Origin of the sequence: Microcoleus sp. AT3-D2 (assembly GCF_036705715.1) — a bacterium.
Lineage (GTDB): Bacteria > Cyanobacteriota > Cyanobacteriia > Cyanobacteriales > Microcoleaceae > Microcoleus.
Map to the genome: position 1 here is coordinate 18,707 of NZ_JAUBVE010000079.1, position 12,996 is coordinate 31,702.

10 protein-coding genes and 1 pseudogene are annotated in these 12,996 nt (G+C 47.1%); 3 read left to right on the forward strand and 8 right to left on the reverse strand.

All coding sequences use genetic code 11. The features are described 5' to 3' along the window. Window positions 1-2 precede the first annotated feature (2 nt). Both QUB44_RS25390 and gatA read right to left on the reverse strand, forming a co-directional pair. Window positions 3-1,055: an alpha/beta fold hydrolase gene (locus tag QUB44_RS25390; RefSeq protein ID WP_333371857.1), complete on the reverse strand. Its 1,053-nt coding sequence runs from the start codon at window positions 1,053-1,055 to the stop codon at window positions 3-5. A gap of 118 nt (window positions 1,056-1,173) precedes the next feature. Then, window positions 1,174-2,634 (reverse strand): Asp-tRNA(Asn)/Glu-tRNA(Gln) amidotransferase subunit GatA, encoded by a 1,461-nt coding sequence (gene gatA, locus QUB44_RS25395; protein ID WP_333371859.1) that lies wholly within the window; start codon window positions 2,632-2,634, stop codon window positions 1,174-1,176. Window positions 2,635-3,727: 1,093 nt separating this feature from the next. Here gatA and QUB44_RS25400 point away from each other — a divergent pair. The 3 genes from QUB44_RS25400 (at window position 3,728) to QUB44_RS25410 (ending at window position 6,570) form a co-directional block, all read left to right on the forward strand. Beyond that, a complete protein-coding gene (locus tag QUB44_RS25400; RefSeq protein WP_333371861.1) occupies window positions 3,728-4,183 on the forward strand; it encodes a helix-turn-helix domain-containing protein in 456 nt (151 codons plus the stop codon). 199 nt (window positions 4,184-4,382) lie between these two features. After that, window positions 4,383-5,684, forward strand: a complete 1,302-nt coding sequence (locus QUB44_RS25405) for a serine hydrolase (protein WP_333371862.1) — start codon at window positions 4,383-4,385, stop codon at window positions 5,682-5,684. Between the two features lie 55 nt (window positions 5,685-5,739). Beyond that, window positions 5,740-6,570: an alpha/beta hydrolase gene (locus QUB44_RS25410; protein WP_333371864.1), complete on the forward strand. Its 831-nt coding sequence runs from the start codon at window positions 5,740-5,742 to the stop codon at window positions 6,568-6,570. A 134-nt stretch (window positions 6,571-6,704) separates the two neighbouring features. On the opposite strand, the gene QUB44_RS25415 is transcribed toward QUB44_RS25410, so the two are convergent. The 6 genes and pseudogenes from QUB44_RS25415 to carA form a co-directional block, all read right to left on the reverse strand. After that, window positions 6,705-6,983 (reverse strand): DUF1816 domain-containing protein, encoded by a 279-nt coding sequence (locus tag QUB44_RS25415; RefSeq protein ID WP_333371866.1) that lies wholly within the window; start codon window positions 6,981-6,983, stop codon window positions 6,705-6,707. A gap of 293 nt (window positions 6,984-7,276) precedes the next feature. Continuing rightward, a complete protein-coding gene (rlmB, locus tag QUB44_RS25420) occupies window positions 7,277-8,668 on the reverse strand; it encodes a 23S rRNA (guanosine(2251)-2'-O)-methyltransferase RlmB (protein ID WP_333371868.1) in 1,392 nt (463 codons plus the stop codon). 263 nt (window positions 8,669-8,931) lie between these two features. After that, window positions 8,932-9,378 (reverse strand): ribonuclease III domain-containing protein, encoded by a 447-nt coding sequence (locus QUB44_RS25425; RefSeq protein ID WP_333121505.1) that lies wholly within the window; start codon window positions 9,376-9,378, stop codon window positions 8,932-8,934. A 215-nt stretch (window positions 9,379-9,593) separates the two neighbouring features. Then, window positions 9,594-10,864 (reverse strand): annotated as a pseudogene (locus tag QUB44_RS25430) (RNA-guided endonuclease InsQ/TnpB family protein). Between the two features lie 292 nt (window positions 10,865-11,156). Then, the gene (locus QUB44_RS25435) at window positions 11,157-11,513 is read right to left on the reverse strand and encodes an STAS domain-containing protein (protein WP_333037230.1); all 357 of its coding nucleotides are present in this window, start codon (window positions 11,511-11,513) and stop codon (window positions 11,157-11,159) included. Window positions 11,514-11,694: 181 nt separating this feature from the next. After that, window positions 11,695-12,852: a glutamine-hydrolyzing carbamoyl-phosphate synthase small subunit gene (gene carA / locus QUB44_RS25440; RefSeq protein WP_333371870.1), complete on the reverse strand. Its 1,158-nt coding sequence runs from the start codon at window positions 12,850-12,852 to the stop codon at window positions 11,695-11,697. Between the last annotated feature and the right edge of the window lie 144 nt (window positions 12,853-12,996).

Below are 12,996 nucleotides of genomic sequence, written 5' to 3' on the forward strand. Positions count from 1 at the left end.
TTTCAAGAACCTAAAAATTGGCTCAGTATTTGCAGATATTCTGCGCCCCCGATCTGTGCCACATTAGTGTGACCTCCGTCAGGAACTATGTAAAGCTGTTTGGGTTCAGGTGCTGCATCAAACAGTTTTTTGGTCATTTCCACTGGAACTACATTGTCAGCAGTCCCGTGAATAAACAGCACGGGCATTTGCAGGCGATCGACTTTTGAAAGAGAATCAAACCGCTGTGTCAGCAAAACATCGATCGGAAACATCCAAAACAGCCCTTTTTGGAAATTCACCATCGCCCGCGTCGAAGTAAAAGAGCCTTCTACAATTACCCCTGCCGCCTCCGGGTGACGCACGGCTAGATCGATCGCGATCGCCCCTCCCAAAGAATGACCGTAGATATAAATTTGATTCGGGTTAATCCCCCGCTGTTGCACCAAATAATCCCAAGCAAGTTGAGCATCCTCATAAACCTGAGATTCGCTCGGAAAATCGCCCTGGCTTTTTCCATAACCACGATAATCCATCACAAATACCGACAAACCTAATCGATGAAATCGATGAGCGTGCTCGACATTTGATCCCACATTTGAAGCATTGCCATGTAGATACAAAACTACCTTCCCTAACCCCCCCTTGTTAAGGGCGGGAACCGGAGCGACGGCCCCTCTCTCACTTTGCGGGGACGTTCCGACTCCTCTAGCTCCCCCCCTTGGCAAGGGGGGGCTGGGGGGGGTATCCGAGTCTCCGGTGTTAACAGAGGGAACAGCCTCCCCCTTTCTGGCTCCACCCCTTGCTAAGGGGGAGCTGGGGGGATTTTCCGAGGCAGGAATCCACCACCCGTGCACGCTTTCCACCGCGCCTGTTTTAGTTGAAATTGGCAACCAAACATCTTGATATTTCAACTGAAAATCATCTGGCGTAGTTTCGATCGCCCGCGCAGGAAAAAAGATAAACTTACCTTGCGCTACAAAGAGGAATACACAAGCAGCAGAATAAGCAACGGCCAAAACTATCCCAAAAGCTATTAGCGATTTAGACAAAAGGAATACTAGCAGATTGTTCATAGATAGAGCACGCGGGAAATTAGAGATCGCTCAAAAGCTAATGGCAAATTATTAATTCAGACAATTAGCCAAGATCGATTACTAACTTCCGCCACCGTATTCCGCCGATTTTCAAAAATTAATGCAATTCGGGGTGGTGTAAGTGCCAATTCGTAGATTGTTCGTAAGCGTGAGCCACCTGAAACAACCGAGATTCTTGCAAAACATTACCAATCAGTTGTATACCCACGGGCAGTCCTTTATCATCAAATCCGCAGGGCAAACTCAAAGCTGGCAAACCAGCAAGATTCACGGGAATAGTCATCAAATCTGACAAATACATACTCAGAGGGTCATTGAATTTTTCGCCTGCCTTAAATGCGGTAGTAGGAGCAGTGGGACAGACTAAAACATCAACTTGAGAAAAAGCTTTTTCAAAGTCTTCTTTAATCAAAGTCCGAACTTTTTGAGCTTTTAGATAATAGGCATCGTAATATCCAGCCGACAATACGTAAGTGCCGATCGCAATCCGGCGTTTAACTTCCGCACCGAACCCTTGAGAGCGGGTTTTGGCATACATATCCAAAAGATTATCGGGGTCTTTTGACCGGAAACCGTACTTAACTCCATCATATCGCGCCAAATTTGCCGAAGCTTCCGAGGGAGCAATAATGTAGTAAGTGGGCAAACCGTAGCGGAACCTGGGACAAGAAATGACTTGAATTTCTGCGCCCAATTGTTGAAATTGCTCGATCGCCTTAGTAACAGCGTCTTTAACCCCCGCGTCCAGCCCTACACCAAAAGTTTCTTTAATTACACCAATTCTAATCTGACCCTTCGGTCGCAAACTGGGTCTTAAAGCTTGAGCGTAGTCAGGAATTGGGACATTAAGACTCGTGGAATCTCTCGGATCATAACCGGCGATCGCCCCCAACAAAATCGCCGAATCCTCAACAGTCCGGCCAAAGGGCCCGATTTGATCGAGAGAAGAAGCATAGGCCACCAAACCGTAGCGAGAAACCAGCCCATAAGTCGGTTTCAGCCCCACCAACCCGCAAAAAGCAGCAGGTTGGCGGATTGAACCCCCAGTATCCGAACCCAAACTCACGACGCATTCTCCAGCGGCTACCGCTGCGGCAGAACCGCCAGAAGACCCTCCGGGCACGCGCTCCAAGTCCCAAGGATTCGCGGTAACTTGATAAGCAGAAGTTTCCGTCGAGCTCCCCATTGCAAACTCGTCCATATTCGCCTTACCCACAATCACCGCACCGGCTGCTTGGAGTTTGGAGACGACGGTGGCATCGTAGGGAGGCACAAAATTCTCCAAAATCCGAGAGGCGCAGGTTGTGGGAACGCCCTCGGTGCACATATTATCTTTAACGGCGATCGGGATGCCGGCCAACAGGCCAATTTGCTCTCCGGCTGCGATTTGGGCATCCACTTTATGGGCCTGCGCCAATGCGCTGTCTGCTGTCACGCACAGAAAGCTTTTCAACTTCGGCTCTAGCTGGGTAATTCGGTCTAATGCTTCTTGAGTAATTTCCACAGCAGAGCGTTCTTTATTGACCAGTTGTCGGTGCAACTCGCGGATGGATGCCATGCTCGTACCTTTATCATTTCTACTTTGAGACAATACAGTTAATATAACTGGCAATTGTACCTGCTTACAGCCCGAAGCCAAAGTCCGCTATTTTTGTGGCGAAAGTTCGAGCCTCGAAGAGGGCTCCGCTAACGGGCGATCGGTCATTTTATATACAATAGATTAAATTCCCAAAATCCCACGGGACACAAAATAGCGATCGAGTTTTTTACCTAATCTTTTAACAAACCAAGAATGCAACTGTATTAGGACTGATGCAAAAAGTGTTTGACGCGAGATTAATATGAGTAAGCGGTAAGGTGTGCAATGCGATCCCTACATAATTAGGTTTTGCCTCCAAGAATGTCTCCGCAAGATCACAATCATTAGGAAATCAGTCATTCCCAATTCGGTAATCTAAATCCTAAAATATTAGAACCCAGCTTCTATTCGACCAAACCCATAATTTATGCTAGAGAAAGATGGCATAAAAAATAAACGAATCCCAGATTGTGACTGCTTTATTCCGGGGAATATTCAGACAATCCTAATTTTTTAGAAAACCAAACCACATTTGTTAGATTTGATTTATTTTGAAGAGCATATTTACCAGCATCTGAAGCTAATTCTTTATGAACTCAATCGCCTCCTGATACTCAAAAAAAATGATAAAAAATATAAAATCATGATAAAAAACTATTAGATTATGGCGGTTAATACCCTAATAATTAGGAGCAGAGTATGAAGAAGACTTTTGTAGTCAAAAATGACTGAAAGTTATCAGTCATCCGAGTGAATTAATGGGGGCTGCGCGATCGAAGAAAATAGCGATCGACCTTTTCCGATCCATGCCCATTGTGCCAGAGGTCAAACAGCCTGTCAGAAATCTGGGGTTCACAAAAAAGCTCGAAACGCTCACCGCCACGCCGAGGTCTTTTGTTGCGCGCACCTGCAAAAAAACAGCAGTCTTTCCTCAATTAGGACTAGCTGCGTGCATCTGGGGTAAAAAAAGCTAGTTATTTGCCACCACGATCCCCAGGAAAATAATTTCATCCGGAATTATCCCCAAAACCAAAGATATATGGTAAGAAGTTCCCGATGCCCCGTTGGAGGAATGCCACCTAAAGCTCACTTAGAATCCCACCTGACGGCAGAGGAACTCAAAATTCGCTACCGGCAGGCACAAAACACCACAGAGTCGCGCCGCTGGCACTTGCTGCTGTTAGTTTCCAGAAATTGGACTATCAAACAAGCAGCCCAAGTCGTAGGCCTCAACTACGACTACGCCAAAGAAATTGTCCAGCGCTACAACCGAGAAGGGCCTAACTCTGTGAGAAATCGCAGCGGAGACCGCCAGCCCCCTCCTGCAAAATCCTTGTTGAATCCAGAACAGCAAGAAGAACTGCGACAAGCGCTGCAAGGCCCTGCCCCCGATGGCGCAGACTGGACAGGCCCCAAAGTAGCTCGCTGGATTGCCGAAAAAATCGGTAGCGATCATGTCTGGCCTCAACGCGGCTGGGATTACCTCAAGCGGTTGGGTGCTGACTGGCGACGGCGGCGCAAAAAGTAGATAGTTCGCAATATTTAGAGGGGGTTGATTGCCTTCGTGCGATCGCTCCCTTTATTTTGGTTATTTTGCCACATTGGGGCGATCGAACTATTTTAGATTTTAGATTTTAGATTTGTTCTCCTATCTAAAATCTAAAATGGTTTGACTGATGTAACAATAGCTGCTTATATAGAATTTGGTTGTGTTGAGGATGTTAAATATGCCAGAGAGCAGGCGTTTTTTGTCGATCGCCAACAAGATGGCGGCAGTAGTAGCCGGCATTGGACTGGTTCAGATGTTAACCATCGCAAGTTCATTCTCTCAATCATCTAACCCGCGTTCTCTAGACGAACTCTACAAAATTCGCGATCGGCTGATCACCGAATTAGAACAACCCTCCTCTCCCTCCCCAGAACCAACCATCCTCTCCGGCTTAGTTCCCTTCGCAGCCAATCCTCAAGAACAACTGCTACAGCAGTTGCAAGCGGTGGAAGCTCAAATATTAGTAGAAAAGAGGGCTAACGACAACTTACAGCAAGCAGTCCGTTTAGCCAACCGAGCCGTAGAAACTAAACAGCAGGCCAATAAGTCGATCGCATCTTCGCAGCAAACTCAATTTTTCTGGCATCAAGCCATCAACAACTTGCAGGAAGTTCCTCAAAGTTCATTTTTAGCTTCCGTCACTGCCTCAAAAACTCAAGAATACCGGGAAAATTTAACAGCAGCAACCTTTCAAGTGCAGCAAGCAAAATCTGATTTTTTGGGGGCGCTTGCCCGAGAAAGCGGTTTGTCGGCTCAAGCTTCGATCGGCATTTGCAACCTTTCTAGAGAATGCGTAAACCTGCGGGGCGATGTGCCTCCTATCAGTCCGGCCAGCTTAATTAAATTGCCGATTGCTGTCGCCCTGATGCAAAAAGTCGAAAAAGAAAAAATTAGTCTGAACCAGGAAGTATTCGTCAATCGCGGTAATTTCACCGAAGACGCATCGGCAAAAATTACGTCGAATCGCAATTACCCGCTACAGCTACTGTTAGAAGAAATGATCTATCACAGCAGCAATATCGCCACCAATCAACTAATCGATTATTTGGGTTCGGATTACATCAATCAATATTTAGATAATAGCGGCTACGAAGTCACCCGCGTCAACTTCAAATTAATGGGGGAAAGAATTATGCCCTCCAACCCCGGTTCTGGTCGCAACCGCGTGACTGCTAACGAACTCACCGAAATGATGGTGCAAATTTACAACGGCGAAACACCCGGTGCTAAACTATTAATAGAAACTCTCAACCGCCAGTACGATCACGCTCTGGGATTTGCCGCATTGGAAGGAACGAAAGCTCAGTGGTTGGGGGAAAAAACAGGCCAAAATTCCTGGGTGCTCGGCACAACTTTAGCGATGAGCATTGACGACGAGGCCTATGTGATTACTGTGATTGACAGCCGCAGCGGCGAGCTACAAATGCGCCAGTCTATTTCTAAAATTGCCGATTACATTGTCCGAAACCCCAGCTTTTAACCGCTGGAATATACAATTTATAGGGGGGACAACGCACCGCCCAAACAGTTAAAAAATGCCGCATCAACAACTCAGCGTTTCCGTCAAAGGCAAAGGGTTTCCGATTCTTTGCTTGCACGGCCATCCAGGTTCCGGCGATTGTATGTCGGTATTCACAGAACACTTATCAAAGCGGTTCCAGACGATCGCCCCAGACTTGCGCGGATACGGCAACAGCCGCACCTCAACTTTCTTTGAAATGACCGATCACCTGGTCGATTTAGAAGCACTATTAGACAGATTAGGAGTCGATCGGTGTTTGGTAATCGGATGGTCTTTGGGAGGGATTTTAGCCCTGGAATTAGCCATGAAATATCCCCAGCGAGTCACCGGTTTGATTCTCCTTGCATCCGCAGCAAAACCGCGAGGAAGTCACCCTCCCATCTCTTGGCAAGATAACCTTTACACAGGTTTAGCCGGAATTATCAATTGGGCCCTACCCGGTTGGCAGTGGAATATTGATACTTTTGCGAGACGATCGCTCTTTCGCTACTTGATACAGCAGCATAACGCCACGCCTTACCGCTACTTAGCACAGGCAGGTACCCCCGCCTACCTAAAGACTTCCAACACGGCCACCAAGGCGTTAAATACCGCTCTGAGGGCTGGATACGATCGACTGCTGCACCTGGCCGACATTCAATGTCCCAGCTTGGTGTTGGCCGGAGAGGCAGATCGGCACATCACCTCAGCATCCAGTTTAGAAACCGCCCGCCACCTCCACGACTGTCAGTGGCAGTGCTATCCCAATACAGCCCACTTGTTCCCTTGGGAAATTCCCGATCGGGTACTCGCAGACATCGATCGTTGGATTGAGAGTCACCCCGAAGCAGTTGGCAATTGCTAGTCTTAAGTTTGGAGTGTGTCACAAGCAATTTATCACCCAACACTCAACAGTTTTGAAGTTATAAATCACAACTCAAAACCGCACAGCGTTGCGATGGAAGCGTAGCCCTCTCAAAACTCAAAACTCCCCTGTTGCTACTGACCGCTCAAAACCGGCCACAGCCCTCCATCACCAAGCTTTCCCATATCTTCTGCAACCGTCAAAGTAATTGGTTTGCAGCGGTGAATCGAAACACTAACACCTTCGGCCCCTTCATTTTCTATGTCTTCTACATATCCTGCTTTTGCAGCTTCCGCCTCTGCATCGGTTAAGAACGGGCCAAAATAGTAAATGCACCGCGGCGCTGAAGTTTTAACTTCAACCCACCAAGCCAATCCGAAAAAGTTGAGCAAGCTAATCAAGAATTCTTTCATCTGCTTTTCTAATGTATTTGACGGTGTTTTCAGGGTGCTGCGAACACGCCTAGGCTTTTGTTATTTACACGTGGCTGACTGCTGCCAAGAACCGATCCAAACCTATTTAAATATATCTAAATAGATTTGTGTCGAATTCCTGTTTGAACCTAGGGGCTAGGCCCCTTCTACTTTCGCCGGAACAAGTAACGACAGTCGATCGGCTATCCTTACTTGTTCAGGGTGTGGTGCTGCTCAATTCTGGGCGGCATCCACAATAAACTACTCTGTTGTGCTCTTTTTTTCAAGCACCTTTACGATCCGTGTACGTGAAACTTTTTGGGCCCGCGCTGACGGTAAATTTCGTATAAAGCCATCCCCGTTGCTACCGAGACATTCAGGCTAGGAGTATGGCCCCTTAAAGGAATTGAAACTAATCCGTCACATCCGCGCTGTATCAAAAGGCTCAAACCGTCAGCTTCACCACCCACCACTAAAACAGTGGGCCCTGAGAACTTGACTGTCTCTATAGATTGACCGACGCCTGCTGCAGTGCCATAAATCCAGAATCCAGCCTCTTTGAGTTCTTCCAGCGCCCGGTTAAGATTGACAACCCTCGCCACGGGCAGGCTTTCCAAGGCCCCTGCTGCCACTTTTCTCACTGCCGAGGTAATCCCAACAGCCCGCCGCTGCGGAATAACCATCCCCTGAGAACCCAATGCTTCTGCGGTGCGAATAATCGCCCCTAGATTGTGCGGGTCGTTGAGTCCTTCTGCTACCACAATTACTGGATCTTCGCAAGCCGACTTAGCCTTTGCGATCAGTTCGCTCAAATCCAGGTATTCGTAGGCTGATACTTGAGCGGCTACGCCTTGGTGGTTTGCTTTGCGCGTGATGTAGTCAAGGCGCAAATCGTCAACTTCGTCAATGATGCTGCCGTTGGCTTTGGCTTCGGTTAGCAAGCTATGAAAGCGGGGATCGTAGCGCAGGTGGGGAACAACCCAGATCCGGTTGAGGACTTGGTTTGTTTCTAAAGCTGCTTGCACCGCATGGCGGCCGTAAATCATGTCGTCTGTGTCTGCGTCTGGTTGCACGACTGTATTTGAGGCAGTGTCAACAGGGCGAGTGTCTCTGTCTTTGTCTCTGTCTCTGAAATGGTTGCCCCGGAATTCCTGCGGGCTATTGTCTTTGTCTCTGTCTTTGTAATAATTGCCCCTGGATTCCTGCGGGCTGCTGTCTCTGTTTCTGTCTCGGAAATTGTTGCGGGCCGGCTGCGGGCTGCTGTCTCTGTCTCTGTCTCGGAAATTGTTGCGGGCCGGCTGCGGGCTGCTATCTCTGTCTCTGTCTCTGTCTCGGAAATTGTTGCGGGCCGGCTGCGGGCTGCTATCTCTGTCTCTGTCTTGGTAATAATTGCCCCTGGATTCCTGGGGGCTGCTGTCTCTGTCTTTGAAATGATTATTTCTGCGAATTTCCGGTTGGCCGTCGGCATCAACTCTCCGTTTGAAAATTGCTCGCACGGGCATTTCTCGCGATTGGGGGGCGAAGGTCGATCGCTTTTGAGGCGCGTCTACTCCGCGAGTATCGGGACGGGGCTTGCGTTCAAACCGGGGAGAGGATGGTTGTGAGTCCTGACGGCGGCCTTCGCTTTTGAATGGCTTGCTGTCGGAATTCGATCGCGAGGAGTTTGGTCTGGTAAATTTTCTCATGGGTTTCTTGTGGTCAAAAATTTTTGGCTGAAGGCTAATGGATTGTAGATTGTAGATGTGAGATTCTTGATTGAGGGAGCAATCTTTTGGCTTTGAGATTTTAGATGGTCTAGCGAGGGAGCAAGGATTTTGCTGTGTTCAAATTGCTAGTTAATAACTGATAAATCCTGTTTTGCCGATCAAGATTTTTGCGGTTTTATGTTAGCCGTGCCAGGATGGTTAATTAATCCCTCCCCATTCCCAACTCTTAACTGCTAAATCCTTTAAGTCTCAAGATCTAAAAGTGCCAGAAGTTCGGTCAATCTTTCGGGATCGGTGAGATACAAATATCCGACCAAGGTTTCTAAGCTGCTGGCTTGTTGGTATATCTCTGGATCTGCTCGCTTAGAACGACCCGCTGCAGCATTGCGGCCGCGCTTGACAATAGCTAATTCTGTACTGTTCAAGTAAGGAGAGATCGATCGCAAGTGACGCGCTTGAGTTTCTGCTCGTACTTGCCCCACCACCAATTCGTGATAAGCTTGCAATCTTTTGGGTGGGACTAAGTACGAACTCCGAACGTAGAGTTCGTATACTGCATCTCCCAAATAGGCCCAGGCTGCGGGCGAAATTCTTTCTATTTCTGCTGGTGTAGCCCTCGCAGGATGCACTCGATTTAAACTGATATCAGTCAGACTCAGTTTGAGCCCGTCATCTGCGATCGGCGACATACTTTTTTAAATAAAACTTCCGCACAGCTTGGTTTTTCTAGTTACTTACTTATTTCGTCTTTCGTCACTTCCGCAATTATAGCTTTTACAGGACTGTTCGCTCTCAGATCACGAAGCGAGATATATAGGCAAAGCTTGGCGCGACGATGGCACTCCTAAAAAAGGCTTTTTACCAAATCGGGATGCTCTAATTTTTATAGCTGGCAAAAGTATAGTCATTTATAGACATGGGAGGCTTCAAGTCCCTCCCCCTTCACTTTACTACTTTGAGCGGATTAACCCGCCTCGGCTGAACTACGCAGCTCCCTATCCCATCGCTGAAGGCATTTGGGATTGCTTTTCTGAGAATGTTATACGCTGCGTTCACATCAGAATTAATTAACTGACCCGTCGATGTTTTGTACAAACCTCGCTTGATCCGTTTACCAGTGAACACAGGCTCTTTTTCTGTTTTCCCGTAAACAGGAATTGGGTCTAAACCAACAAAATTGGCTCTGGACGTGTAGGATTCTTCCCGCACAATTACTGTGATTCCCACCAAGCGAGCTTTGTATTCTAACATCTCAATTAATCGAGAGTGAGGAATACTGACAAAATTTTGGTTTGTTTGTTTACCGAGATTGATATCGGTTTTCCACTGTGGATTTTTGCCGATTACCAGCGTTCCAATTTGGTTCACTACCAAATGGTCAAAAATCACACGACTAGCATGATGCAAGTAATTATCAACTTTCTGATTACGACAGCGAGTTAATCGCTGAATTCTGGGTGAGGTTTGACGATTCCCTTTTAACTGGGATTGTAATCGGAATTTGCGTTTGTTGTAGAACTGGTTAATCGATTTCAATGGTCGCCCGTTAATCAACAAAGGGATAAATCCCGGTTGATTTGAAGTTAACGCCACTAAATTGTCCAGTCCCAAATCAATACTAGCTATAGAATTACCCTTGTTGACGGTGGGCTCCGGCTCATCATAAATCACCTCAATTACATAGGAATCAGATTTCGGAACCAGTCTAACTTGACAAATCTGGTTGGGATTGAGTTGGGTTTTAATTGAAAGCTCAGTGCCGGAAAGTTTGATAATTCCTTTCTTTAACTGTCTGCTACTAATTGCTTGAATCGTGTAGACGAGAAGGTTTCGCCCTTTAGTCTTATCTTTGTAATTTGGAAATTTTGGGCTACCCGTGAATCTTGAAGAGTCAGCTTTGTAAGCTTTAAGGGCTTCAAAAAACGATTTCCAATTCTTGTCTAGCACCATTAAGATTTGCTGACTTACTTTAGCAGGCAAAGCCTTATATGCTTCGTGAGACTTCATCAATCGGTTCATTTCGTTGTAATTGACATAACCCCATCCATAAATAAAGCTCTGACGAATGACGTAATTGGCTGCATTGTAGAGGTTTTTGGACTTGAAAGCTAGTTCGTCTATTTGGGCGAAACGGTGTTCCGTTGATTTAATGATGTGCCTCTGTGTTAGTTGCATTTGAGAGTTGCGTTTTTTGGGCGATGCGTATTCCTTGTTCAACACTCACAACAATAGAATACCATTATTGTTTATAATTGCTTATAAACTCAATGAAGTTTTACAATACCATTTTTCCGCGTGTTTGCCACACATATTTTACTGCCCATCCACCGAAACTCTAAGCATCGGGGAAATAGCGGCTGGCGCGTGTCGCAGCTTCTGGGAAAATAGGTATTGTTTTACCACCACAAAAATAAAAATTTGCTATCCAGCGTTGAGAACCGGATAGCTAATTTAATTCACTTTGGCGTCAAGCATCCTTGACGTTTTTTACCGCCTCATCAACCGAAGGCTGCAAAGACAAAAATTTCTCTAAGCGAACCAGTTTAACAGTCTGAGTTACGCGGGGATTTGAGACAATTTGCAATGTCCCCTCCAAGGTCTGGGCTTTTTTGACAAGTTGCACAAGTGCGCCCAAGCCTGAACTATCCACAAAGTCTATCTGAGACAAGTCCAAAATTACGTGTTTTGGGCCCTCGTCAATACATTTGCTTATTACCTTCCGAAAAGTGGCCTCAGAAAAAGCGTCCAGCAGGCCCGTCAAGCGAAATAACTGATAGTTATTCTTGACTTCGCGAGTGCCTCTGAGGCTAACGGTCAGGGTCAATGACTCAGGAATGACACCCTCCTAGCTAGATATGGCTTAAAGTCGAGGCTTCATTATAGGAGTTTTTTGGTTTTTTGTCTACAGTTTTTTAGTCATTAGTCATTAGTCATTGGTCATTAGTCAGAAGCGATCGACATAAACAGCCTCTGATGACTACTGACTAATGACTGCTGACTAAGGACTACTTACTGCTGGCTACTTTCTGATTGTCTCGCATTGACTGCACGAATCGATCGAATAAATAATCGGCGTCGTGGGGGCCCGGACTGGCTTCTGGGTGGTACTGCACTGAGAACAGTGGCAGAGTTTTATGTTTCAATCCGGCTACGGTGCGATCGTTCAAATTGAGATGAGTAATCTCTACTTCGGGGGCTAGAGAATCGGGGTTGATCGCAAAACCATGATTTTGGCTAGTAATTTCTATTTGCTCAGTTAAACCCGCTGGATGATTCAATCCCCGATGGCCGAACTTAAGTTTAAAAGTTTCTGCACCCAAGGAAAGTCCCAAAATTTGGTGTCCCATGCAGATGCCGAATACGGGTTTGTCCGACTTTAACAAAGCTTTCGCAGTCGCGATTCCTTCCGTTACCGCCGACGGATCTCCGGGCCCGTTGGACAGAAAAATGCCATCCGGGTTGTATTTGAGAATTGCCTCGGCTGACGTGTCGGCGGGTACAACAATTACCCGACAGCCGTAACTCGCCAAACGCCGCAGAATATTGCGCTTGATCCCAAAGTCTAGCGCTACCACCGTCCACATTTTGCCGTTAGCAGGTTTGACTGTAGGACTGAACTCCCAAACCGCATCTGTGGCTTCAGACCACTCGTAAACCTCGCGAGTGGTGACTTCCTGCACCAGATTCAGCCCGTCCATGCTGGGGGCATCTTGCACTTGCTCCAAAAGTTCCGCCTGGTCGAGAATCGTGGTCGAAATGCCACCGTTGATCGCTCCCACCGTGCGAATTTTGCGAGTGAGGGCGCGGGTGTCGATCCCGTAAATTCCGGGGATATCGTACTGTTTCAGGTAGTCTTGCAGAGATTGCGAGCAGCGCCAGTTACTGGGGCGGCTGCATACGTTCCGGGCGATCGCACCCCGAATTTGCGGGCGCGAGGATTCTTCGTCTTCGAGATTTACCCCGGTATTGCCCAATTCTGGATAAGTAAAAGTTACAATTTGACCGCAATAGCTGGGATCCGTCAATACTTCTTGGTAGCCCGTCATTCCAGTATTAAATACTACCTCGCCAACGACCGTGGCGTCAGCGCCAAACGACCAGCCGCGGTAAGCAGTACCGTCAGCCAGGACTAGGAGAGCGGGTTGTGCAGTTGAAAGTGACATGGCATCCTTAATTACTTTCGTTTGGTTTAATTCTTACCACTGCCAGGGATTTGATGCTAGTCGGCAATATAGCGATCGCAAATCATTTGTAAATTAATTAAGGGTTCGATCGAGCAGCCGTTTAATTGAGTGTTGGTTCAAAAC

Coding starts and splice junctions, on each gene's coding strand:
- QUB44_RS25390 (WP_333371857.1), bottom strand. CDS start 1,055: ATGAACAATCTGCTAGTATTCCTTTTGTCTAAATCGCTAATAGCTTTT.
- gatA (WP_333371859.1), bottom strand. CDS start 2,634: ATGGCATCCATCCGCGAGTTGCACCGACAACTGGTCAATAAAGAACGC.
- QUB44_RS25400 (WP_333371861.1), top strand. CDS start 3,728: ATGCCACCTAAAGCTCACTTAGAATCCCACCTGACGGCAGAGGAACTC.
- QUB44_RS25405 (WP_333371862.1), top strand. CDS start 4,383: ATGCCAGAGAGCAGGCGTTTTTTGTCGATCGCCAACAAGATGGCGGCA.
- QUB44_RS25410 (WP_333371864.1), top strand. CDS start 5,740: ATGCCGCATCAACAACTCAGCGTTTCCGTCAAAGGCAAAGGGTTTCCG.
- QUB44_RS25415 (WP_333371866.1), bottom strand. CDS start 6,983: ATGAAAGAATTCTTGATTAGCTTGCTCAACTTTTTCGGATTGGCTTGG.
- rlmB (WP_333371868.1), bottom strand. CDS start 8,668: ATGAGAAAATTTACCAGACCAAACTCCTCGCGATCGAATTCCGACAGC.
- QUB44_RS25425 (WP_333121505.1), bottom strand. CDS start 9,378: ATGTCGCCGATCGCAGATGACGGGCTCAAACTGAGTCTGACTGATATC.
- carA (WP_333371870.1), bottom strand. CDS start 12,852: ATGTCACTTTCAACTGCACAACCCGCTCTCCTAGTCCTGGCTGACGGT.